Origin of the sequence: Neochlamydia sp. AcF95 (genome assembly GCF_018342455.1) — a bacterium.
In the GTDB taxonomy this organism is placed as follows: domain Bacteria; phylum Chlamydiota; class Chlamydiia; order Chlamydiales; family Parachlamydiaceae; genus Neochlamydia.
On record NZ_JAEMUC010000068.1, the window covers coordinates 18,077 to 39,562 of the forward strand.

Consider the following 21,486-nt stretch of genomic DNA (forward strand, 5'->3'; position numbering starts at 1 on the left):
AATCTATTCAGTTACCACGGATTCTGTGCGAACATCAAGGCCTAAGCCTTGCATCTCTTTTATCAAAACGTTAAAGGATTCGGGTGTTCCTGCTTTGAGCAAATTATCACCTTTAACAATCGATTCGTATATACTTGTACGTCCCGACACGTCATCCGATTTAACCGTAAGTAACTCTTGTAACACATGTGCTGCACCATAAGCTTCAGCCGCCCAAACTTCCATCTCACCAAAGCGCTGTCCTCCCATTTGCGCCTTACCACCCAACGGCTGTTGAGTAACCAATGAATAAGGTCCTACGGCGCGTGCGTGAATTTTATCAGCCACCAAGTGAGATAGCTTTAAGATATAAATGTAACCTACGACTACGGAGTTATCAAAACGTTCGCCTGTACATCCGTCGTAGAGATAAAATTTCCCATCTCCTGGCATTCCTTGGGCTTTCATCATCTCCCAGATTTTTTCTTCTGGAAAACCTTCGAAAACAGGACTTTGCACCCAGATTCCTGCAGCACGAGCCGCAAAACCTAAGTGAGTTTCGAAAAGCTGGCCCATGTTCATACGAGAAGGCACCCCAAGAGGATTGAGGATGACTTCAATAGGCCGGCCATCTTCCATATAAGGCATATCAGCTTCCCGCACGATTCTTGAGACCACCCCTTTGTTACCGTGGCGGCCTGCCATTTTATCTCCCACTTGTAATTTACGCTTAGAAGCTACGTAAACTTTCACTTGGCGTATAATACCGGGGTCTAAATCAGTATCACCCTTCCTCATGTGCTCCACCTCAGTTTTATACTGAGTGTCCAGAGTTTGCATAGCAATGGTGTAATCATGCAGAATTTGCTTAAGCGTTTGGAAAAGCTCATTATCAGGCGTGAGAAGATCTTCAATGTTTTCTTTTTCAATTGCTTCAATCATCTCTTGATTGATTAAAGCACCTTCTTCAAGAATAACTTCCGCAGTCTTGCGATGAACAATAGTACCTGGAGACATTTCATTTAACAGCAAGGCACCTAGACGTTCGCGCCTTTCTATACGAATTTCATGAAGCTTAGCTTTGTATTCTTTTTGAATATCTTTCAAGCGAGAAGCTTCTTCCACCAACTCATCATCGGTTTTAGATAAACGGTCTCGTCTACTGAAGACCTTCACATCCATGACTACGCCTTCAGTGCCAGGAGGCACTGTTAATGAAGCGTCTTTTACATCAGCCGCTTTCTCGCCAAAAATTGCGCGTAGTAATCTTTCTTCGGGAGCAAGTTCAGTTTCAGATTTAGGTGTAATTTTACCAACGAGAATATCGCCTGGCTTTACTTCAGCACCTATGCGTATAATACCATCATCCCCTAAATTAAGTAAAGCCTCTTCTGATACATTAGGAATGTCGCGTGTAATCTCTTCCTTACCCAATTTCGTATCGCGAGCTGTTAATTCAAACTCTTCAATATAAATTGAAGTGAAAGCATCCTCGCGTAATAATTTTTCGGAAATGATAATGGCATCTTCAAAGTTATAGCCAAACCAAGGCATAAAGGCTACCAGTACGTTACGCCCAAGCGCAGCTTCACCTTTATCTGTGGCAGGTCCGTCGGCAATTACATCGCCGGCTTTTATTTTATCTCCTACTTCTACAAGCGGTTGCTGATTAATACAGGTACCGGAGTTCGAACGTAAAAATTTCTTCAACAGATAAACTTTTTTCTCCATACGATTATCTAAAGGAGAAATAACAATTTTTGTACCATCTACATATTCCACAACCCCTTCTTCTTGCGCTACTACTACGGCGCCAGAATCCCTTGCAGCTCTTGCTTCTAATCCTGTTCCTACTAAAGGCGCTTCAGGTTTTAACAAAGGTACACCTTGACGTTGCATGTTAGAGCCCATCAAAGCTCGGTTAGCATCGTCATGTTCAAGAAAAGGAATTAATCCTGTCACAATAGAGACTAATTGTTTGGGCGAAACATCCATATGCGTAACTTTGGATGATTCAATTTCTAACGGTTCACTGCGATAACGTGCCCATACGATTGAATCAGCAAACATATTGTGTTCATCCAGGGTAGCAGAAGCCTGGGCAATTACACAGCGCTCTTCTTGATCTGCAGTCATGTACTCGATCTCTTCGGTGACTATGCCATTGCGCACAATTAGATAAGGTGTTTCAATAAAACCAAACTCATTGATCTTAGCAAAAGAAGATAAAGAGGTAATCAGACCAATATTTGGGCCTTCAGGAGTTTCAATTGGGCAAATTCTTCCATAGTGGCTTGTATGAACGTCACGCACTTCAAAGCCAGCGCGATCTCGATTCAGGCCGCCAGGTCCAAGCGAAGAAAGACGACGTTTATGGGTAAGCTCAGCAATGGGGTTAGTTTGATCCATAAACTGAGACAATTGAGAGCGACCAAAGAAGTCTTTAAGCACACCCGAAAGACCTTTAGCGGAAACAATTTTACCGGGAGTCAAGGTATCCGAAGACAAATCAAAAAGATTCATTCTTTCTCGAATAATTTTCTCCATGCGAGCCAAGCCAATACGGCATTGATTTTGAATTAACTCACCTACAGAACGCACGCGACGATTACCTAAATGGTCAATATCATCAATATTAACATCATCGCGACCTTGCTTAAGACGAATTAAATATTTTAAAGCACCAATGACATCTTCTTTCGTCAAAGTGACGGTTTGAAGTTGCTCGTCGGTAAGTTCCAGGCCCAATTTTGAATTAAGCTTATAACGACCTACACGACCTAAATTATAGCGCTTGGGATCAAAGAATAAACGCATAATAGCAGAACGGGCGTTCGATAAAGTAGCAGGTTCACCAGGACGAATTTTGCGATAAAAATCTTTTAGAGCGGATTCATAGGAATCAGTAGGATCCTTTGCTAGCATTTTAATGATAGGGCTTGTTTCATCGGCGTCTTCAGCAATACGAATGACTTCAATACCTGCGTCTATCATGCGTTTTAACATGGCTGTCGTTAATTTTTCTGCTGCTTTACCAAATATTAAGCCACTATCTTCATCGATAACGTCTTGGGCAAGGATTTTACCTACATATTTCACGAATTCTTTTTCGTTTTTAATCTTAACTTTGCGGGTACTAAAAAACTCTTCAATAATATCGGCATTAGTCGAGTATCCCAGAGCACGGATAAAAGTTGTTGCCAAAATTTTACGACGTCTTTTCTTACGATCGATGTAAATATGGATAAGATCATTGCTATCAAATGCGCCTTCTAGCCAGCTTCCCCTATAAGGAATAATGCGGAAGGAATAGATAACATTTCCTCTTGTATGCCGCTCCTGCTCAAAGCTAATCCCAGGAGAGCGATGCAACTGAGAAACGACCACGCGCTCAGCACCATTAATAATAAAGGTACCTTTATCAGTCATGACAGGGATAGTGCCCATGTACACTTCTTCTTCCTTGATGCCCGTCTCGTCTGTTAACCGAAACTTAACCTTTAACGTGACGTTATAAGAAATTCCTCGGCGAATACACTCCTCGGGAGTATACTTAGGCACACCAAGGCTATAAGAGATGTATTCTAAGATAGTCTTTTCGTCATAAGACTTAATAGGAAACAGCTCGCTAAACACCTCCTGCAAACCGATATTTTCGCGCTCATCGGCGAACTTATTAGCTTGAAGAAACTGATTGTAAGATTTTATTTGGATTTCAATAAGGTTCGGAAGATCAATAATTTCTTTTTTATTGATAAAACTCATGCGTTGCGGCGGCCTTTTCAACATTCTGAAGGTCTCCCTGTGTAACTTAACTTAATTGTTTGGATGATAGGTGTAGAATTAAAGATAGACTGATATTTACTAATAGTATCTACCACTAACCCTAAAGGACAGATATATCGACTATATTTTTCAAGAACCAAAATATCAATTCCTAATTTACATTTTTAATTCTATACCAAAAAGCCAAACTTAAAAATAGATGAGCCCAGGTAGGGAAATATTAATTTCACTACCTGGGTGATAAAACTCAAAAAAACTTTCTTAGAGTCCTTTGAGTGTAACCTTAGCACCTGCAGTTTCTAGCTTCTTCTTAATATCTTCAGCTTCTGCCTTGGGGGCTGTTTCTTTGACCACTTTTGGAGCACCGTCTACGAGCTCTTTAGCTTCTTTTAAGCCAAGACCTGTAATCTCGCGTACAACCTTAATGACACCGATTTTTTTATCAGCTGGGGATTCAACCAAAGTCACTTGAAAATCAGTTGCTTCTGGAGCAGCAGGCGCAGCAGCTGCAGGTGCAGCAACTGCCACAGCAGCAGCAGCGGCCTTAACGCCCCACTTATCTTCAAGCATAGTTTTCAACTCAGACATCTCTAATACGCTCAATTCGCTGAGTGTATTGACTAAATCTTCTGTTTTTTTACTCACAGTACTACCTCTTTAATTTCTAAAAACTTTATGTTAATGGGTTAATTATTATCTTCGCCGGCTTGCTTACATTTATTGTCCAAACAGTAAACCACGCTTGACAACACTGCATCCATGACTGCCAATGTCTCAGACATCGGTGCTTGAAGAACGCCAAGTAGCTGCGCACGCATTTCATCTTTATTGGGCAGCTTAGCTAAGGCCTCCATTTCAGCTGCATTGTACAGTTGGCCTTCAAAACGGCCACCAATCACTTCAACAACTTTGCCATTGTCCTGGCTAAACTTGTATACATACTTTGCTGTATCAAGCGGCTCATGCCCTGCCAAAACAATTCCTATATGCCCTTCTAGTGAGTCTATATCTATATCAAGCCCTGCTGCTTTAGCTGCTTTCACTAAAATACGCTTACGCACAACTTCAATGAAGCCACCCTGCTTAGCTAGGTCGCCACGAAATTCGTTAGCTTTATTAGCTGTAAAGCCTCTGTAGCGCATGATCAAAAAAGAATCATTTTTCTGAATATGATCTTGTACTTCATCTAAAAGGAGCTGCTTTTCTTCTCTCATAAAATAACTCCTTTAAGCTTGCTCAATTGCACGCAGGTCGATTTTTAAGCCGGGCCCCATCGTAGAGGAAAGGTACGCAGACTTCATAAATTGTCCCTTCGCTGCAGCTGGTTTGGACTTCTGCACAGCATGCAAAAATGCCATTATGTTTTCTTCAAGTTTATCATGCGCAAAAGATAGCTTACCCAATCCATTGTTAATCATTCCATGGCGATCCACTTTGAACTCAATTTTACCGGCTTTGAGCTCATGAATAGCTTTAACGATATCAGTGGTTACGGTTCCAGCTTTGGGTGTTGGCATGAGTCCTCGAGGGCCAAGAACTTTACCTAACTTACCTACTTCGCGCATCATATCTGGGGTGGCAATAACGGCATCAAAGCCGCTCCATCCCCCGCTAACTTTTTCTAAAAGTTCGTCGTCACCTGCGTAGTCGGCTCCAGCTGCTAAGGCTTCTTTAACCTTTTCACCTCTGGCAAAAACGAGTATTGAAATCGTTTTTCCTGTACCATTCGGTAGTGATACAGTTCCGCGGACATGTTGATCCGTTCTACGAGGGTCCACGCCCATTTTTAAAGCCACGTCAAGCGTCTGATCAAATTTAACAGGCGGACATTTCTTTAAAATTTCGACAGCTTCTTTAACTGTGTATGTTTTAGTAACATCCACTAGTTTTGCTGCCTCCCGAATTCTTTTGCTTTGGCGACCCATATTCTCTTTTTGTTTATAAGTTTATTCAGCGACTAACTCTAAGCCCATGGAACGTGCTGTCCCTAGAACGATATGTGTAGCAGCTTCTAAATCGCGCGCATTCATGTCTTGAATTTTTTCTTCAGCCACTTTTAACGCTTGCGCCTTAGTAATTTTGCCCACTTTGTCTCGATTAGGTACGGCCGACCCTTTTGCTACACCTGTTGCTTTTTTCAATAGTTCTGCTACAGGGGGCTTTTTTGTAATAAATGTGAAGCTTTTATCAGCATACACAGTGATGACGACGGGCAAAATATCTCCTGCCATCGCCTGAGTTTTAGCATTATATTCCTTGCAAAATGCCATAATATTTACACCGGCAGAACCGAGTGCTGGACCAATAGGTGGAGCTGGATTAGCTTTCCCTGCTGGAATTTGCAACTTAATAATTTTAACAACTTTTTTTGCCATAATTTCCTTCTATCCACCATTCATCTTAACATGTGACACCCCGAGGCAGGGGTCTGAAGCAGCTAAAGCATCAAAGCTGAGTTTTTTGTCACACTCATTATATATTATCTTAATTGAAATCTTCAAGGTAGTGCTATTTAAAGCGCCGTCTCCTCATGATCTCTAGCTTGATTCTGCTTCTTCGTTAATTTCTTCCACTTGTACAAATTCTAGATCATCCACCCGTGTATCACGCCCAAAAATAGAAACCAATACGCTCAAACGGCCTTTATCATGGAAGACCTCAGAAACCGTTCCAATAAAGTTAACGAATACACCATCTATAATTTTAACTTTGTCGCCTATTTCAAACTTGTGGCGTTGAGTAACTTTTTGTTTTTTATCTTCTAGATCTCTAAGAATTTCTTCAACCTCAGCATCAGATAAAGCTGTAGGCTTATCTCCACCTAAAAACTCAATGACTCCGGCAGTCTGCTTAACATAATGCCAAGACTCATCTGTTAGAGTCATTTTTACAAGGAGATAGCCCGGCCATAAACGTCTTTCTATAATTTTCTGTTGTCCTTTTTTGACCTCAGAAACATTTTCAATGGGCAGCAAAATTTTTTCGATAAGCTCGCTCATGCCTTTGAGGTCTCGGTGCTCCTCTAATGCTTTCTTGACTTTTTTTTCATGTGTAGAGAAAACCTGTACGACATACCATTTGTGCATTAACCACCGCCGTTATTAATCTTAAACTACTAAACGCAAAGCCGACTCTAAAAACCAAAGGCACGCTTGAATGAGTAAATCCATAAAATATATACCCATTCCACAAAAAAATGTGGCACCGACCACAATAAGAGTATAAGTTTTTAATTCTTCAGGATTCGTCCAGTTAATACGTTTAAGCTCAGCTTTAATTTCGCTAACAAAGTCAGCTACTTGTATTTTTTTATTAGCCGCCACAGTTTCTTTATTTTTAGAGGCATTAAGGGTAGGCTGTTGTTTTTTCTTCGCTTCCATTAATTTTGCTTCGACTACCATATTTTACCTCCAACCTACTCTCATTGTGATTACTTCATTACGAGTGCGGAGGGATTCGAACCCCCGACCGGCGGCTTTGGAGACCGCTGCTCTACCAGCTGAGCTACACACCCTCATCATTAAGTTAAGTGTGTAGAAAATTGTAGGCTACCCACCTATTTCTCTACACACTTACATTAACACTTACTTGATAATCTCTGATACTGTACCAGCACCGATAGTATGTCCGCCTTCACGAATAGCAAAACGCATACCTTTTTCCATGGCTACTGGAGCAATTAATTTAACAATAATCTCCACGTTATCACCAGGCATAACCATTTCTACGCCTGCTGGCAATTCAATAGTACCGGTTACGTCTGTCGTACGGAAGTAAAATTGAGGACGATAACCTGTAAAGAAAGGCTTCTTACGACCACCTTCTTCTTTAGTCAAGACATATACAGGCGCTTTGAATTCAGTATGAGGAGTGCAAGTACCGGGAGCTGCCAACACCATTCCGCGCTCGATATCAGTCTTTTCAAGACCACGAAGAAGAAGACCGACGTTTTCACCGGCACGTGCTTCATCCATCGACTTGTTGAACATCTCTACCCCTGTCGCTACAGTGTCACGTGTTTCACCTAACCCGACTAACTGCAACTTATCGTTTAATTTGACTATTCCTCGCTCCACACGGCCAGTAGCTACTGTACCACGTCCAGAAATTGAGAATACATCTTCAACAGGCATTAAGAAAGGCTTATCGATTTCTCGTGTGGGTGTAGGAATTTGCTGATCAACAGTGCGCATTAAAAGCTTAACTGCTTCCACATATTTTTCATCTCCCTCGAGAGCTTTTAAAGCAGATCCTCTAACAATAGGTACATCTTTATAGCCTTTGGATTCGAGTAACTCATGCAATTCTAATTCCACCAAGTCAAGCAACTCTTGATCGCTTTCACCTAGCATATCTACTTTGTTAAGGAACACTACGATCGCAGGAACTTGCATCTGACGAGCTAATAGGATGTGCTCGCGAGTTTGAGGCATAGCACCATCCGTGGCAGCTACCACAAGTATAGCACCATCCATTTGTGCCGCACCTGTAATCATGTTTTTTACATAATCAGCGTGACCGGGGCAGTCAACGTGTGCATAGTGGCGAGCATCAGTTTCATATTCCACGTGAGTGGAGTTGATAGTGATACCACGTGCTTTTTCTTCAGGTGTATTATCGATCGAAGCATAGTCTCTAAAAGTTGCTCCGCCTGCTTCAGCCAATACTTTTGTTATAGCGGCTGTTAAAGTTGTTTTGCCATGGTCGACGTGGCCAATAGTGCCCACGTTTACGTGAGGCTTATTACGTTGAAATGATTGTTTTGCCATTATATCCTCCGTTAAACTCCAGTAAGGACGTTAATATATTTATTTTTTCTTTTTTGCCCAGAAAAGGAATTGAACCTTCGACCGCTTGCTTACCATGCAAGTGCTCTACCACTGAGCTATCTGGGCAAGCAATTTTTGTCTGCAAACTCAAAAGCATAAAAGTTTAGCTTTTTTTATATAAAAGATCAACAATTATTAGGATCTTCCATATTCTTAACGTTGGCGGAAAATTATCCGAGCTTTCGTTAAATCATAAGGAGACATCTCTACAGTCACCACATCTCCTACCAAAACACGAATATTTTTCATTCGCATTTTTCCACATAGATGGGCTATAACCTTTAAGCCATTTTGTAAGGACACTCTAAAGGTCATATTTGGAAGCAGCTCTTCTACAGTGCCGTCCAATTTAATAGTATCTTCTTTTGCCATGCTATATTGGGGTTTATGTCTTTGAAGAAATAGAAACGATTTATTTAGTGTAGAATAAATTAACACAAATCTGTTAAATGTCAAGCATAAATGTTAAATCCATGAAAATTATTTTACTTTGGGGGAATATCGCTTAGCTAACCTCCTACTACTTTTTCTGCTATATTACACCACCCTTGCAAGGATGATTTTTATATTTATCTTAAAAAGGCGCAGCGTCTGCATTTTTTTTAAGAATTTTTGATTGTACTTCTCTTTGCTTACCCCTAAGAAACATACAAGCCAAAGAAAAATTTAATATGGCAAATAAACGATAGGAGAGCTATTATTTCCTCGGGATAATCAACCACTTAACGCAGGCTCTTTATTAAAAAGATAAAGAGCTGTAAATTAAAAATTTCATTTTTTGCAAACACTTACTAGTTGCAGTTTATTTAAGCGTGGTTAAGTTTGCTATTCCCTAAATATTTTTAGCTTTAAGATAAAGTAGATATTAGAGCTGTATACTGAATTTGATAGATTTCCTTATGTCACCCACCTTTGAAAGAAAACAAAATGAATTAAAAGCTCTTTTTGCAGCTTGCCCTAATGAAGAGTCTAAATACAAAAAGATCATGGAAATGGGGCGAACATTAACAAAGCTGGAAATGCATCTTAAGACCCCTGAGAATATCGTTAAAGGCTGCCAAAGTGTCATGTATTTACACTCTTTTTTAAAAGAGGGAAATGTCTATTTTAAAGTGGAGTCTGAAGCTTTAATTTCTGCCGGGCTAGCAGCTCTTCTTATTTATGTCTATAATGGAGAAACACCAGAATCTATTTTAACCTGTGCACCGACATTCTTAGAAGAGTTGGGTATTCGCGCTAGCTTAACACCTAGCCGTGCCAACGGCCTCTATAGTGTACATCTACGCATGAAGCAAGACGCCCTCAGATTATTAACAGCTAAGTAAATAGCTTATTGCCCGCCGATCTAAATATTAAATTTTCTTAAACTTAATCCTCTGCCCGCTTCGTACATGGCTTTTGCAATTTTACGGATGGGGCCAGTTTTAAGTTATCTATAAGAAGAAAAGCGTAAAAAATAAAATACCAGGCGCTTTTATAAGACAGGATAAAAAAAACCAAACTTTAGGCCACTTAAAGAAAAGTTTCCACCATTTTTTATTGGCTAGCAGCTAACTCCTTCATTAAGACGGATTTATTTCCTTACGCGTTTCAAATTCTAGCTTCCATTGACGCCCATCTGCTGATACACACCATAGCTCCAGTACACCCAATTCTGTCATCCGAGACTTTAACTTAACATTGATCACTTTTCCATCTCCTTCCATACGATCTAGGCATGCTTCTATGCTAGGTAACTCGGTCAGCTCCTGTTTCCAATTTTTAACTAGGGTTCCTACTGCAGGTTCTATACCATTCGACAATGTTTTAGTCGCATGGCTAAAAAAGCGAAAGGTAGCTGGCTGTCCTACTACGAGGGCAAATTCTTGCCCCGGTAAATCTTGTTCTGAGCCTTCCTCCATGCCAAAAGGTACTACACACACAGCTTTAAGAGACGGCGTAAGACCGGGCACTGCTAAGGTAGCCTCTTCTACGCCCACATAAAAGCTGCGACTTGTACCGCTTTTAATCCTTATGGCGTGCCCTCGACAAGCAAGTCCATAGCTAACAGCTCCATAGCTCACAGCGTAATCCAGATCGCCGTCTGCCAATACCTTTACCGTTTCTCTATGCATTTTTGTAGCCCAATAATTAAGTTGCTCTACTACTCTTTGGCAAAACGCTTCTGCTTTCATGGTTCCCCCGTTAAAGAGGACAGCGGTAGGCATTAGAAAATTATCCATGCTTGGGCTTTCACTTTCACCGGTCATAGACAAAAATTTAGCTAATTGGCAGGTTATACGCGCATCTTGCGCATAAGGCAAGCCAATCTGCTGCAAGCCTAAACGCTTTTCATGATGAGCACGTTCTTCGGGATTTACTATAGGCATAAAGCCTTGCAGAATTAATTCTTGGGCTTCAGGCAAGGTTATAGATGTTTTTAAAGAATTGGCTATTAATTTACGTCCTCTTCCCATAATAGTGATGTCCACTTGCTGAGAGGGTGCTAATGCAAACAGCTGTTCCTTTGCTTGTCGGCAAGCATGTGTTAAAGCTTTAAGTTGCCATTCATCAATAGAATGGCCTTGCTCTTCTAATTTAGATTTTGCAAGGTAAGCTAACGCTAGATCTATATTGTCTCCACCCAGTAATAAATGGGATCCTACGGCAATGCGTTTTAACCCTACCTCTCCCTCTTGATCAATTACGGAGATGACACTAAAATCGGTAGTTCCTCCCCCAATATCTACTACTAAAATATGATCTCCCACTTTAAGGATTTTACGCCAATCTTGGGCATGTCTATGTAGCCATGCATAGAAGGCTGCCTGAGGTTCTTCTAGAAGAATAATAGCGGGATATTCCGCTAAAGCTGCAGCTTCTTCGACAAGTTGGCGGGCTCGCGGGTCAAAAGAGGCAGGAACCGTAATTAAGACCTGCTGCTCTTTAAATGGAACTTGCGGCATATTTTTTTCCCATGCTAAGCGCATGTGCCGCAATAATTCCGAACAAGCCTGCAAGGGACTTATTTTCAAGCTCTCTTCATCAAAATCTGGAGGAAGAAGGGGGTCATGGGGATTAATGCTAGGATGACAAAGCCAGGATTTTGCTGACGAGATGAGCCGAGTAGGCAGCTCAGCTCCTCTATGACGAGCATACGATCCTACACATTTGTTAGAGCTAAAAAAATCTGCTAACTCTAGAGGAATTGCAGAAAGCTCCTCTGATAAGGGAAAGTATAAAAAAGAGGGAAGAGCCTTGCTCTCACCTAAGGTTGTAGCCTCCATGACCTGGGGAATAGAAAATTGATGAATAACGGGGTTATTATCATCAACTTGCGTATAAGCTAAAGTGCAATTAGTCGTTCCAAGATCAATACCGATAATATAATGGCTAGAAGAGACCATGATTAAAATACCTTATATACAATATAGAGAGAAAAATATTTTTTTAATTATCCTTTAACTTCAATTTCTGCAGGACAAATAATTTCGGAGGCTTGTTCTGCCATTTTCATCGGCAAAGATCGTTTATGAGCTTTCCAGCCTTGGTGAACAATAGTTCCTATATAGGGAGGCTCTCCCCTAACTTGGCCTGATACTTTTATAGCTGCAGTATCATATCCTTTGGGTACTGTAATCATTGCTCCCTCTTTTTCTAGCATGATAGGACGTATGGTTACCAGTTCTTCCAAGTTCTTACTACATTCTTGATGAATTTGGCGTACAGCCGCGCCTACTTGAGCATCAGTAAAAGCATGAATATCCTCTTTTAAGAAATCAATAAGCCGCCCTGACTGCTGCAATAAAGCGAGCAAGCGCAAATGTGAATAGTCTTGCTTGGGGCTTTCTAAATTTTTCACCGAATCATCTAGAAAAGCCAAAGCCTTAGTGGGCTCCTTCCAAGCTTTAATAAATGCTTTTATAGCTAATAAAAAATTCATGGTAGTTTCTCCTAAATGTCGATTCTTTTTTCGATAAGTTCATAGGCTTCATACACGGAGGATAAATAGCCGGTATGTACAAAAATCTCAAGCAATAAACATAGAAGAAAAAATACAAATACTAGACTTAGCAGTAATTTTCCTCCCGGCACACGAAAATAAGCGGGATATCCTTTAGAATATCGGCCTATCCAAACCATTAAAACAGGAATAAAACCATTTAAGATTGTATCTCCATAACCGCCCGAAGAATCTAGAGCGACTACAAACACTCTTTCAAATTGAGTAGCAAAAACAAGTGTAGGCACGATGATTAAGATGCCTAATATTACATTCCCTATTCCTATCTTTTTAATTTTTAATCCATCGGAAAGGAAATCAAATAGCCCTAAAGCAATCCCTAAAAAAGAAGTGACAACGGCAAAAAAAGCAAAAAAATGAGCAATACTTGCTACATACTTTCCGTGCACATGTTCATTTAAAAAAAGAGTGGCAGGCTTACCATCAATCAAGGCTTGAGCCAAGCCATGGGTCCCTTCTACGGGAACAATCCCCAGCATCATACATTGCCATAAAGCATATACTATAAAGGTAATAGAAGTCCCTCCAATAATTGCTAAACGTAAGCTCTTTAAGTTCTTTTTTAAATAAGGAGTCAAACTTGGCACCATTGTTTGATAGCTAAAAGAGGCCAACATTAAAGGAATAGCTAATAGAAAACCTGTCCAATGACTATATTTCAAATAAGTAACTTGTACTTCGGGCATCCCTATGCTAATTAAGGCTACATAGGAAGCAAGCATTGCCATAAATAAAATTGCATTGACTCGGCCTACAATAGCACTCCCTAAATAGAGAACGAGCCCAAAAGTTAAGATATAAATCGTACACCCTAGCTCTTTAGTCAAGGGAAGATTGAAAACGCTGTCGAAAGCTAGAGCTAGCTGATGGCCTCCCGCTGCTGTATAGGCAACAAGCGAGGCATAACAAATAAAGAGATAAAGAATCCAGCTAATCCCACGTCCCATATTTCCTAAAAGACGGTGTGTCATGGTATCAACATGGACACCTTCTTCCATCCACAGGCTAACTTCCAATAAAAGTAGACCTGTAATTGTCATCATTATCCAACAGATAACCATGACCACCAAAGAAGGTATAAAGCCATTCACACCTGTGGCAACAGGTAAAGCAAGCATTCCTCCACCAATACAACAACCCGCTACAAGAAACATAGCTGACAAAACGGTTCCTTTAGAAGGAACGAGACTTTTTTCCACAACTCTCCTTAATAAATTTTAAAATTAGTGAGATGATCATAGATAATTTAGTGATAGTCATCAAGAGGAAACAACTACAGAACTAATAGTAGAGTGTCATGCAATGCAGTTTATCTTTTGCCCTCTTAAAAGCTAGCCAAACTCTCTACTTTTTTCCTTTCCAGGAAGATACTTTCAAGACATCAAAGAAGATTGAAGTAAAAAATTTTCTAAACTTTTCAATAAAGCTTGTTATAATAGCGACATCCATCCAGCAACTCATCTATTTGTTCAAGGTCCTTGAAAGGCAGTCTATCCATCTTTAAGCTTTTGTTTCATTCAATCCCCTCTTTTATTAAGATAAAAAAGACTTAAAGAGTAAATATGCCAACCTTCTTATTAAAAATTCAAAACCTCTCTTTTTCTTTCGGGGAAAAAAAGATATTAAAAAATCTTTCGTTAGATATATCACCTAACGAAGTCATCTCTTTAGTAGGATGGTCAGGATCAGGGAAAACGACTCTCTTTAAACTCCTTGCAGGCCTATTACCGACTGAAAAAGGGGTGATTAGCATGGCCACAGGTTACCCTGCAGAATCCATTGCTTTTATGGCGCAAGAAGATCTTTTGCTTCCTTGGAGAACAATTCTAGAAAACTTACTCCTGCCTACAGAATTAGGGAAAAAGCCTTCTTCTAGCTTATCCCTCCAGCAAAAAGCAGTAAGCTTGCTCTCAGAAATGGGCCTCCAAGAAAGTGCTAATCTATATCCTGAGCAACTTTCTGGAGGAATGCGCCAACGGGTTTCTCTCGCCCGTGCTCTTTTGCAACAACGCCCTCTCCTGCTGCTGGACGAGCCTTTTAACAAGCTAGATGTAGTACTTCGTGAGCAGATCTATGAACTATTACGTAAACTTAAAGAGAAATTGAATTGTACCATTTTAATGAATACCCATGACTTTCGTGATGCTATTTATCTGGCAGACCGTATTTTATTGCTGCATGATGGAATTATTTATAAGATATGGAAAATAGAAAATAACGTGCGGCATGATCCACTCCACTATGCAACCCTTTCAGAGGAAATCCGGCAGGCCCTCTTCAATTTGATAAATTAAGCTGATAAGTATGACCTTTTAATTTTCCTCCTCTAAAGGGCCTTGTTAGATAAATAATCTAGTAGCTCGTTTGTTTAAGGCCCAGCCTTATGCTACTAAGTTAGCACCCCTAGCCCTTTAGGTATTCCAATTTTTTTATCTTATTCCTAAACTAAAACTTACGCTATAGTTCTACTTACTGATAAGCCCTTTCCTAAAGAAAAAATTCCCTCCCAAGCTCTACATAACTTTCCACGCACTATTTCTTTTTCTCCAGCCAGGTCTTGTCAGTTTTTAGGCTTCAGGTTCCTTCTCCTTGTGGAGGTACTAAGGGATTTATGCTTTGAATAGAGGATGGGTAGCAAGCTTATCTATCATAAGCTTTCTGTCTATAAGAAACTTTTAGCCCCTTTGGCAACTTAAAAGATTATCTAGTTTGTTATTAAATCATCCGCTTTATTGCTCTTTGTCACCTCCCTCAAAATAATCTTCTATGGATTTGGACACATGCTTAAGTAGATCTTCCTTCAAATTCTCCGCTTGTCTTTCCAAAGCTAACAGATTTTGCAATCTCCTTCCTCATAAAACTTCATCCCACAAAAATCAAACGCTATATCGGTTAGGGAAGGGTATAGCTTAACTTCTTTACGTTCTTGCCCAAGCTCTTTAGTGCATCTACAGATGCATATCCTAACTAGGATAGACGAATAGTAAGCAATCTTGAGTATTGACCCACATAGAATATGCCTCCGCTAACTTTATTAAACATCAAAAGCATTTAGACTTTCTACTAGATAAGGAATCAGAAAAGTAAAGTTTTAAATGAAAGCTTTGCTATTAGCCTTATAAAACATTAAAGAAAGGTTTAACCTCATGCAAGTTCAAAATCTCTCCCCCGCTCCTCTATCAAAGATTTCACCTGAAATTCCCCTGTCCGCGCTTTCCCCCGAGCTCCACAAGAAGTTACAAAATCCCGCACTTTACGCTATGGTAGAGGGTACTCTATGTGGCCGGCTGGTTAAATTGCTTCTAGCACGCTGTAATACCACTTTAGAAAAGCATTTATATGTATACAAAGCTAAAGGAGTTGTGCTCTCCGAAAGTTTACAGATTATATTGGGAATAGCCCAAGCCACAGATAATCAAGAAGCCCTTGATATACTTTATAAGTATAATCCTAACTTAGCTTCCATCTGCCATATTAAGCTTATGGCTCATCGATTTGGTATTGTTGGTAAAAGCCAAATAAATGGGCAGCCTTTTGACTTAGAAGGTTCTGATCATCGCATTACCTTTCAAGCTCTTTATACTTCGCTTAAACTTCATTTAGATCTTCCTGAGCAAGAAATCATTCTTCCTATTATTGAAATGACCTTAAAAGTTGAAAAAGATCCCACTATAATGCCCGAAATTCTTTTAGAAGCCTATCATCAAGGCAAAACAATTTTTTTGCCTTTGCTATTTAGTTTATCTAGAGCCTGTCACATTTATGGTTTTCTCCTTAAAGGCAACCAGCTAATCAAGCTTAACAAAGGATTCCATGAAGACCTACCTACTGGTCTACATGTCTATAAAATTGGCGATCTTTCTAAGATCACTATTGAATACATTCATAAACTATTGAACACGAATGCATTAATAACTTATTTTGAAAAAGGTGTGGATAAAGAACTGGGTCTTATTCACGACCGCTATATTCCTACTACCCTTCAAAGAGGAGGATTTTGTTCTTGGTCTTTAGCCAAAATGGCTTTACGCGGAAGCTTTATTTTAGAAGGGATAGAGAATGAAGAAATAAAATATAAAAAATGGAGTCAAGCCGATCGTTTTGCCACAGTCATCGATTATCTAAAGCAAGAAAATATAGATCCCCACTTAATCGCTTCGATGTGGTGTAGAACTAAAGACCAAAAAATTAAAGAAGCTTTGGAAGATAGATTAACAACTACGCATATAGCTAATGAAAAATCCACATCTCTTCATTTAGCAGCAGAAAGCAATAACTTTCCAGTGGTAGAAAAGTTATTGATGGAGGGAGTGAATATCAATGAAGAAGACTCTGAAGGCTGGACACCCTTAATTGCCGCGGCTTGCCAGGGTCATGTTGAAATGGTGGAATACCTATTGGAAAGAGGTGCCCACGTTAATAAAACGGGTAAAACAGGCCTTAGTGCCTATTGCCACCTATTGTCTCAGATAGGTGAATGCTCTAAAAATCCCAAAATGGAAAGCCGTATCAATAAGGTTGAAAAGGTTTTAATAGAGAAAGGAATTGATACAGATCTTTCCAATGGTTTTAAATGGATGTTCCGACGCCATGCAGAAAGGTTTTAAAACTTTTACTTTTGCATTCTCTGCAGCCTTTCTACCACCACCTCAATCTTTGGCCTTGCTGATGGGGCGGGGTCACACATTTCTATGATAAGTCTTTCCAAATCACTCTTCGCTTTTTGTTTTAGTTTTTCTAAGTCTTCTTTATAACCTGCCTCCGTTAAGTAGAAGGTAAGTGGAATAGGGTCCCTACCCACCTTCCAGGGAGCAGATCCATGGCTGATGAACATTTCTAGCAAACTGACCCCTAGCGCATAGACATCTGCAGGTCTAGCATCCTTAACATGCTCTTCCTCTGAATATTCTGGTGGGATATAACCTGGCGTGCCTAAGGAAACTTCTCTCTTGCTGGCGTCGCTATTCTTATGGACAGTATCAAAATCCCCTACAGCAGCCTCTACTGCTTTGGGATTGGAGGGATCCCATTGCAAGAAGATGTTTTCAGGCTTAAGATCCCGATGAACCCATCCTTTCTCATGCATTATTTGAATTCCTTGTGCAAGTTGAAGGGCTATTTTGGCATGCAGTTGCTTGTGAAGCTGATTGCTTTTAATAAAAGAGAACACCTTTTCACCAGAAAAGGGGTAATACTTAGATATAAAAGCCTCCTTGCGTCCCCCTGCTTTTTGGGCACTCCAGATAGAAACAGGTTTTTTAGGCATTGATTTCCATGCCACATGTTCCATTTGACAAATGTGCGGTTGGCCTTTTACATCCTCTATAAATTGGATTATATTTACTCTCTCTACCTCATCAAGAGGCTCGAATAAGACCCCTCTGACTTTGATTTCTTTAGTATCTATATTTTGCATTAACTTAGCTCTTTTATATCCCCCTTTACCCAGCAAACCTGCTTTTAATTCATTTCCAATGCGCATCCATTCTTCTTTTTTCAGGTGAACTGCAATCTTCCCGTCAGGGTAAACAGTATATGAGTGCGTCAATCCTGCTCCTTTAGCACTAATTTTCGTAATTAAATCCCTGGGGCTTTTCTTTAGAATTTCCTTCAATCTAGCAATATCTTGTTCAATAGTCTTAAAGTCAAATCGCTTTGATTCCTCGCCCATCATTTTTAATGGCTGGCTAATTTGCCCTTCTACTGTAGCAAGCTCTGTAGGGTGATTAGATTCTACATCTGCATCTAACGCTAGGTTTTCTAATATTTTATCTAATTCCTCACTAAGCTGCTCTGAATCACTTTGGGATAAGTTTGTTTCTAATAAAAACAGGTCTATTTGAGATTCTCCTGCTTTTGAAGCAATCTCTTGGTGCCTATTAATCTTTTCCTCAAGGTTATTAATCTGTAAATAGAGATCATCTTGCTCTGGCGATAATTTGAAATTTCCTTCGCTTAGTATCTTTTCAAGATCGCTAAGTTCCTCTCTAATTGCATTTAAATCTTCTAAGCTTGGCTTTTCATCTAGCTTTTGATTTAAACGATACAACTCCTCCTCAATCTCACTAAGAGCGGCTGCTTCCTTGGTAAGGTCTACATTTACTATAGATTTTTCAGCTACAGCTTCTGTTTCTTTCTCTTTACCTTTCATCTTTCTTCTTATTTCTTTTTCTTCAGGTGTCATAAAGGCTAGAGGAATGGCTATCTTTCCTGGGGCAGCTTTACTGGCTTGGGATGGTTGCTCTTTATGGTTTTTTTCAAAAACTCTTCTCAATTTTTCAACATTTACGGGCTTTGCACGCCCTTTGGCCTCCTCGTTTGCTGAAGTAATTTCTTTCGACGGAGGCTTTTCTTCGAGCTGTTGAGGCTTATTTGATTTCTGTTCTGGCTTTGTCCTTTTAAGGAGACCTCTTTCGGAGGGCCTGTTTAAGAGATAATCGGTCTTCGCTATGATTTCTCTAGCTTTTTCGCTTACCTTTACTTGCCCCGACATCTTTCTCTCGCCGGATGCTTGCTCTCTAGGAGTGGCAGATAGAGCCTCTTTTTCTTTCCAAAAATTTAAAGCCTTACCATAGTCATTATTCATAACTATCCTTTACTAATTGTTATTAAAAAACAAATTCACCAACAATTTAATTATAAATTATAAATTTAATTATTAAAACATTTGTTTATTAAAATTAAAAACAAATAAATGTAAGTTATTAAATAAAAACAACAAAAACTGTTTTAATTAAAATAAAAAATAAATAATTTAAAAGAAGAAACATTAATAGTATTTATGAAAAATTAAACAACAACCATTTAAGTTATTAATAATTACAACTTTTTTTTAAACATATATTTTTATAAAAAAAAATGATTTAAAAATAATAAACATTTAAATTAAATAATTCTTATTTACACGCATCAACTGACAATTAGACTTCTGGAAAAAGCGAATTATTAGCCTAAAAGGACAACTTAAACAGAATTTCAGAAAGAATTTGAAATAACCAATGATCCAAAAATGCTAGCTGAATATGCTAAGCTAAATGGTTGCTATATGATCAAAAAAGGCTTTACTTGCGAAGAAGTGAGCAAGCAAGAAGTGCATAATTGGCATAAAGATTTAGCTAAAATGGGACTAGGTTTTAAAATGGTAAAAAGAGACCTAGAAATACAGCAATCTACTTTCGTAAGGAGCTAAAACAAAAAGCGGAGGTAGATTTAAAAAGGCTCTTTATAGAATGGGCGACGTTGGCCCATTATTATTATTATTATTATTACTATTATTATTAACGATTGATAAAGTGGTAGAAAAGCTGCAGAGCATGTAAAAGCAAAATTTTTAAAATCCTTTCGCATGGCGTTGGGCCATCCATCTAAAACCATTGGAAAGGTCGGTGTCAATTCCTTTCTCTATTAATAATTGCTTAACTTTTTTAATACGTTTTTCCATGTTAGGATTTTTAGAGCATTTACCTTGTCGAGATAATAGATGACAATAAGCGTTAAGGCCTGTTTTACCCGTTTTATTAACGTAGGCTCCTCTTTCCAACAGGTATTCCACCATTTCAGCATGACCTTGGCATGCTGCGGCAATTAAGGGTGTCCAGCCTTCAGCGTCTTCGCTATTGATATTTTCTCCATTCATCAATAGCTTTTCTACCACTGAAAAGTTATTGCTTTCTGCTGCTAAATGAAGAGATGTGGATTTTTCATTGGCTATATGCGTGGTTGTTAATCTATCTTCCAAAACTTCTTTAATTTTCTGGTCTTTAGTTCTGCACCATAGAGAAGCAATTAAGTGGGAATCTACATTTTCTTGCTTTAGATAATCGATGAGTGTGGCAAAACGATCGGCTTGACTCCATTTTTTATATTTTATTTTTTCATTTTCTATCCCTTCTAAAATAAATCCTCCGCGTAAAGCTAGTTTGGCTACAGACCAAGAACAGAACCCTCCTTTTTGAAGGGTAGTAGGAATATAGCGGTCGTGAATAAGGCCAAGCTCTTTATCCACACCTTTTTCAAAATAAGTTATTAATACATTCGTGTTCAGTAACCTATGAATGTATTCAATATTAATCTTAGAAGGATCAGGTATTTTATAAACATGTAGGCCAGTGGGTAGGTCTTCATGAAGTCCTTTATTAAGCTTGGCTAGACGGTTGCCTTTAATGAGAAAACCATAAATGTGGCCGGCTCTAGATAAACTAAATAGCAAAGGTAAAAAAATTGTTTTACCTTGATGATAGGCGTCTAAAAGAATTTGATCCTTTGTATAAGGATTTTTTTCAACTTTTAGGATCATTTCAATAATAGGAAGGATTACCTCCTGCTCAGTAACATCTAGATGCTGTTTAAGGGAAGTATAAAGAGCGTGAAAAGTAATGCGGTGATCAGAACCTTCTAAGTCAAAAGACTGCCCATTTATTTGGCTTTTACCGACAATACCAAATCGATGAGCCATAAGTTTAATATGGCAGATGGAAGCTAAGTTAGGATTATACTTATAAAGTATATCAAGGGCTTCTTGATTATCTGTGGCTTGGGCTATTCCCCATACGGTTTCTAGCCTTTTTGAGAGTACAATTCCTTTAGCTTTGTATGCATATAAATGCTTTTCTAAAATGGTATTACTGCGTGCTAGAAGCAATTTAATCAGCCGGCCACATAGAGTACCCTGGACCATGTCGTAAAGTTCAGGATTTTGTAACATCTTGTGGACCTCGGGGGAAATCTCAGACACAGGAATTTCAGGTGAAATCTTTGATAGAGGAGCGGGGGAGAGATTTTGAACTTGCATAAGGTTAAACCTTTCTTTAATGTTTTATAAAGCTAATAGCAAAACTTTCATTATTTAACAATCTAATCAATCCTAGGAAATATTGATGTTTTATTATT

General features: G+C 39.2%; 18 protein-coding genes and 2 tRNA genes. 4 read left to right on the forward strand and 16 right to left on the reverse strand.

The features are described 5' to 3' along the window. Positions 1-3: 3 nt before the first annotated feature. The 11 genes from rpoB to infA form a co-directional block, all read right to left on the reverse strand. Positions 4-3,744: a DNA-directed RNA polymerase subunit beta gene (gene rpoB, locus NEOC95_RS08110; RefSeq protein ID WP_502710282.1), complete on the reverse strand. Its 3,741-nt coding sequence runs from the start codon at positions 3,742-3,744 to the stop codon at positions 4-6. Between the two features lie 282 nt (positions 3,745-4,026). Further along, entirely contained in the window at positions 4,027-4,410 is a 384-nt protein-coding gene (rplL, locus tag NEOC95_RS08115) for a 50S ribosomal protein L7/L12 (RefSeq protein ID WP_039385535.1), read from the reverse strand. Between the two features lie 41 nt (positions 4,411-4,451). Continuing rightward, on the reverse strand, positions 4,452-4,979 hold the full coding sequence (gene rplJ, locus NEOC95_RS08120; protein ID WP_042244067.1) for a 50S ribosomal protein L10: 528 nt from the start codon (positions 4,977-4,979) through the stop codon (positions 4,452-4,454). 12 nt (positions 4,980-4,991) lie between these two features. Then, positions 4,992-5,690, reverse strand: a complete 699-nt coding sequence (rplA, locus tag NEOC95_RS08125) for a 50S ribosomal protein L1 (protein WP_166155219.1) — start codon at positions 5,688-5,690, stop codon at positions 4,992-4,994. A gap of 21 nt (positions 5,691-5,711) precedes the next feature. Beyond that, positions 5,712-6,140, reverse strand: coding sequence for a 50S ribosomal protein L11 (gene rplK, locus NEOC95_RS08130; protein WP_039385540.1), 429 nt, complete (start codon positions 6,138-6,140; stop codon positions 5,712-5,714). Between the two features lie 162 nt (positions 6,141-6,302). Then, on the reverse strand, positions 6,303-6,851 hold the full coding sequence (gene nusG, locus NEOC95_RS08135; RefSeq protein WP_039385542.1) for a transcription termination/antitermination protein NusG: 549 nt from the start codon (positions 6,849-6,851) through the stop codon (positions 6,303-6,305). A gap of 21 nt (positions 6,852-6,872) precedes the next feature. Beyond that, positions 6,873-7,166 (reverse strand): preprotein translocase subunit SecE, encoded by a 294-nt coding sequence (gene secE, locus NEOC95_RS08140; protein ID WP_166155217.1) that lies wholly within the window; start codon positions 7,164-7,166, stop codon positions 6,873-6,875. A 40-nt stretch (positions 7,167-7,206) separates the two neighbouring features. Next, a tRNA-Trp gene (locus tag NEOC95_RS08145) sits at positions 7,207-7,279 on the reverse strand. Positions 7,280-7,349: 70 nt separating this feature from the next. Beyond that, positions 7,350-8,534 (reverse strand): elongation factor Tu, encoded by a 1,185-nt coding sequence (tuf, locus tag NEOC95_RS08150; RefSeq protein WP_166155215.1) that lies wholly within the window; start codon positions 8,532-8,534, stop codon positions 7,350-7,352. Between the two features lie 54 nt (positions 8,535-8,588). Further along, positions 8,589-8,660, reverse strand: a tRNA-Thr gene (locus NEOC95_RS08155). 87 nt (positions 8,661-8,747) lie between these two features. After that, the gene (gene infA / locus NEOC95_RS08160) at positions 8,748-8,966 is read right to left on the reverse strand and encodes a translation initiation factor IF-1 (RefSeq protein ID WP_039385545.1); all 219 of its coding nucleotides are present in this window, start codon (positions 8,964-8,966) and stop codon (positions 8,748-8,750) included. A 527-nt stretch (positions 8,967-9,493) separates the two neighbouring features. Here infA and NEOC95_RS08165 point away from each other — a divergent pair. Further along, complete coding sequence (locus tag NEOC95_RS08165) at positions 9,494-9,919, forward strand: SufE family protein (protein ID WP_166155213.1); 426 nt, start codon at positions 9,494-9,496, stop codon at positions 9,917-9,919. Positions 9,920-10,156: 237 nt separating this feature from the next. On the opposite strand, the gene NEOC95_RS08170 is transcribed toward NEOC95_RS08165, so the two are convergent. From NEOC95_RS08170 to NEOC95_RS08180, 3 genes are read right to left on the reverse strand one after another with little or no spacing between them, the layout of a single operon-like run. Next, entirely contained in the window at positions 10,157-11,980 is a 1,824-nt protein-coding gene (locus NEOC95_RS08170; RefSeq protein ID WP_166155211.1) for an Hsp70 family protein, read from the reverse strand. A 47-nt stretch (positions 11,981-12,027) separates the two neighbouring features. After that, positions 12,028-12,516: a DUF2760 domain-containing protein gene (locus tag NEOC95_RS08175; RefSeq protein ID WP_166155209.1), complete on the reverse strand. Its 489-nt coding sequence runs from the start codon at positions 12,514-12,516 to the stop codon at positions 12,028-12,030. Between the two features lie 11 nt (positions 12,517-12,527). After that, positions 12,528-13,796, reverse strand: coding sequence for an amino acid permease (locus tag NEOC95_RS08180; protein WP_349305271.1), 1,269 nt, complete (start codon positions 13,794-13,796; stop codon positions 12,528-12,530). 363 nt (positions 13,797-14,159) lie between these two features. Between NEOC95_RS08180 and NEOC95_RS08185 the strand changes: the two genes are divergently transcribed. Continuing rightward, a complete protein-coding gene (locus tag NEOC95_RS08185; protein WP_213152457.1) occupies positions 14,160-14,891 on the forward strand; it encodes an ABC transporter ATP-binding protein in 732 nt (243 codons plus the stop codon). A gap of 852 nt (positions 14,892-15,743) precedes the next feature. Further along, positions 15,744-17,204 carry an ankyrin repeat domain-containing protein gene (locus NEOC95_RS08190; protein WP_213152458.1) on the forward strand — a complete coding sequence of 487 codons (1,461 nt, stop codon included), beginning with the start codon at positions 15,744-15,746 and terminating at the stop codon, positions 17,202-17,204. Between the two features lie 5 nt (positions 17,205-17,209). Here the strand turns inward: NEOC95_RS08190 and NEOC95_RS08195 are convergent, their stop codons facing one another. After that, positions 17,210-19,183 carry a protein kinase domain-containing protein gene (locus NEOC95_RS08195; protein ID WP_213152459.1) on the reverse strand — a complete coding sequence of 658 codons (1,974 nt, stop codon included), beginning with the start codon at positions 19,181-19,183 and terminating at the stop codon, positions 17,210-17,212. Between the two features lie 423 nt (positions 19,184-19,606). Between NEOC95_RS08195 and NEOC95_RS08200 the strand changes: the two genes are divergently transcribed. Continuing rightward, the gene (locus NEOC95_RS08200) at positions 19,607-19,786 is read left to right on the forward strand and encodes a hypothetical protein (protein WP_213152460.1); all 180 of its coding nucleotides are present in this window, start codon (positions 19,607-19,609) and stop codon (positions 19,784-19,786) included. 141 nt (positions 19,787-19,927) lie between these two features. On the opposite strand, the gene NEOC95_RS08205 is transcribed toward NEOC95_RS08200, so the two are convergent. After that, positions 19,928-21,388, reverse strand: a complete 1,461-nt coding sequence (locus NEOC95_RS08205; RefSeq protein ID WP_213152461.1) for an ankyrin repeat domain-containing protein — start codon at positions 21,386-21,388, stop codon at positions 19,928-19,930. Between the last annotated feature and the right edge of the window lie 98 nt (positions 21,389-21,486).

What these genes read in the sequence shown, in the direction of transcription:
- rpoB (WP_502710282.1), bottom strand. Translation starts at nt 3,744, where the DNA reads ATGAGTTTTATCAATAAAAAAGAAATTATTGATCTTCCGAACCTTATT.
- rplJ (WP_042244067.1), bottom strand. Translation starts at nt 4,979, where the DNA reads ATGAGAGAAGAAAAGCAGCTCCTTTTAGATGAAGTACAAGATCATATT.
- rplA (WP_166155219.1), bottom strand. Translation starts at nt 5,690, where the DNA reads ATGGGTCGCCAAAGCAAAAGAATTCGGGAGGCAGCAAAACTAGTGGAT.
- rplK (WP_039385540.1), bottom strand. Translation starts at nt 6,140, where the DNA reads ATGGCAAAAAAAGTTGTTAAAATTATTAAGTTGCAAATTCCAGCAGGG.
- nusG (WP_039385542.1), bottom strand. Translation starts at nt 6,851, where the DNA reads ATGCACAAATGGTATGTCGTACAGGTTTTCTCTACACATGAAAAAAAA.
- secE (WP_166155217.1), bottom strand. Translation starts at nt 7,166, where the DNA reads ATGGTAGTCGAAGCAAAATTAATGGAAGCGAAGAAAAAACAACAGCCT.
- tuf (WP_166155215.1), bottom strand. Translation starts at nt 8,534, where the DNA reads ATGGCAAAACAATCATTTCAACGTAATAAGCCTCACGTAAACGTGGGC.
- infA (WP_039385545.1), bottom strand. Translation starts at nt 8,966, where the DNA reads ATGGCAAAAGAAGATACTATTAAATTGGACGGCACTGTAGAAGAGCTG.
- NEOC95_RS08165 (WP_166155213.1), top strand. Translation starts at nt 9,494, where the DNA reads ATGTCACCCACCTTTGAAAGAAAACAAAATGAATTAAAAGCTCTTTTT.
- NEOC95_RS08170 (WP_166155211.1), bottom strand. Translation starts at nt 11,980, where the DNA reads ATGGTCTCTTCTAGCCATTATATTATCGGTATTGATCTTGGAACGACT.
- NEOC95_RS08175 (WP_166155209.1), bottom strand. Translation starts at nt 12,516, where the DNA reads ATGAATTTTTTATTAGCTATAAAAGCATTTATTAAAGCTTGGAAGGAG.
- NEOC95_RS08185 (WP_213152457.1), top strand. Translation starts at nt 14,160, where the DNA reads ATGCCAACCTTCTTATTAAAAATTCAAAACCTCTCTTTTTCTTTCGGG.
- NEOC95_RS08190 (WP_213152458.1), top strand. Translation starts at nt 15,744, where the DNA reads ATGCAAGTTCAAAATCTCTCCCCCGCTCCTCTATCAAAGATTTCACCT.
- NEOC95_RS08195 (WP_213152459.1), bottom strand. Translation starts at nt 19,183, where the DNA reads ATGAATAATGACTATGGTAAGGCTTTAAATTTTTGGAAAGAAAAAGAG.
- NEOC95_RS08200 (WP_213152460.1), top strand. Translation starts at nt 19,607, where the DNA reads ATGCTAGCTGAATATGCTAAGCTAAATGGTTGCTATATGATCAAAAAA.
- NEOC95_RS08205 (WP_213152461.1), bottom strand. Translation starts at nt 21,388, where the DNA reads ATGCAAGTTCAAAATCTCTCCCCCGCTCCTCTATCAAAGATTTCACCT.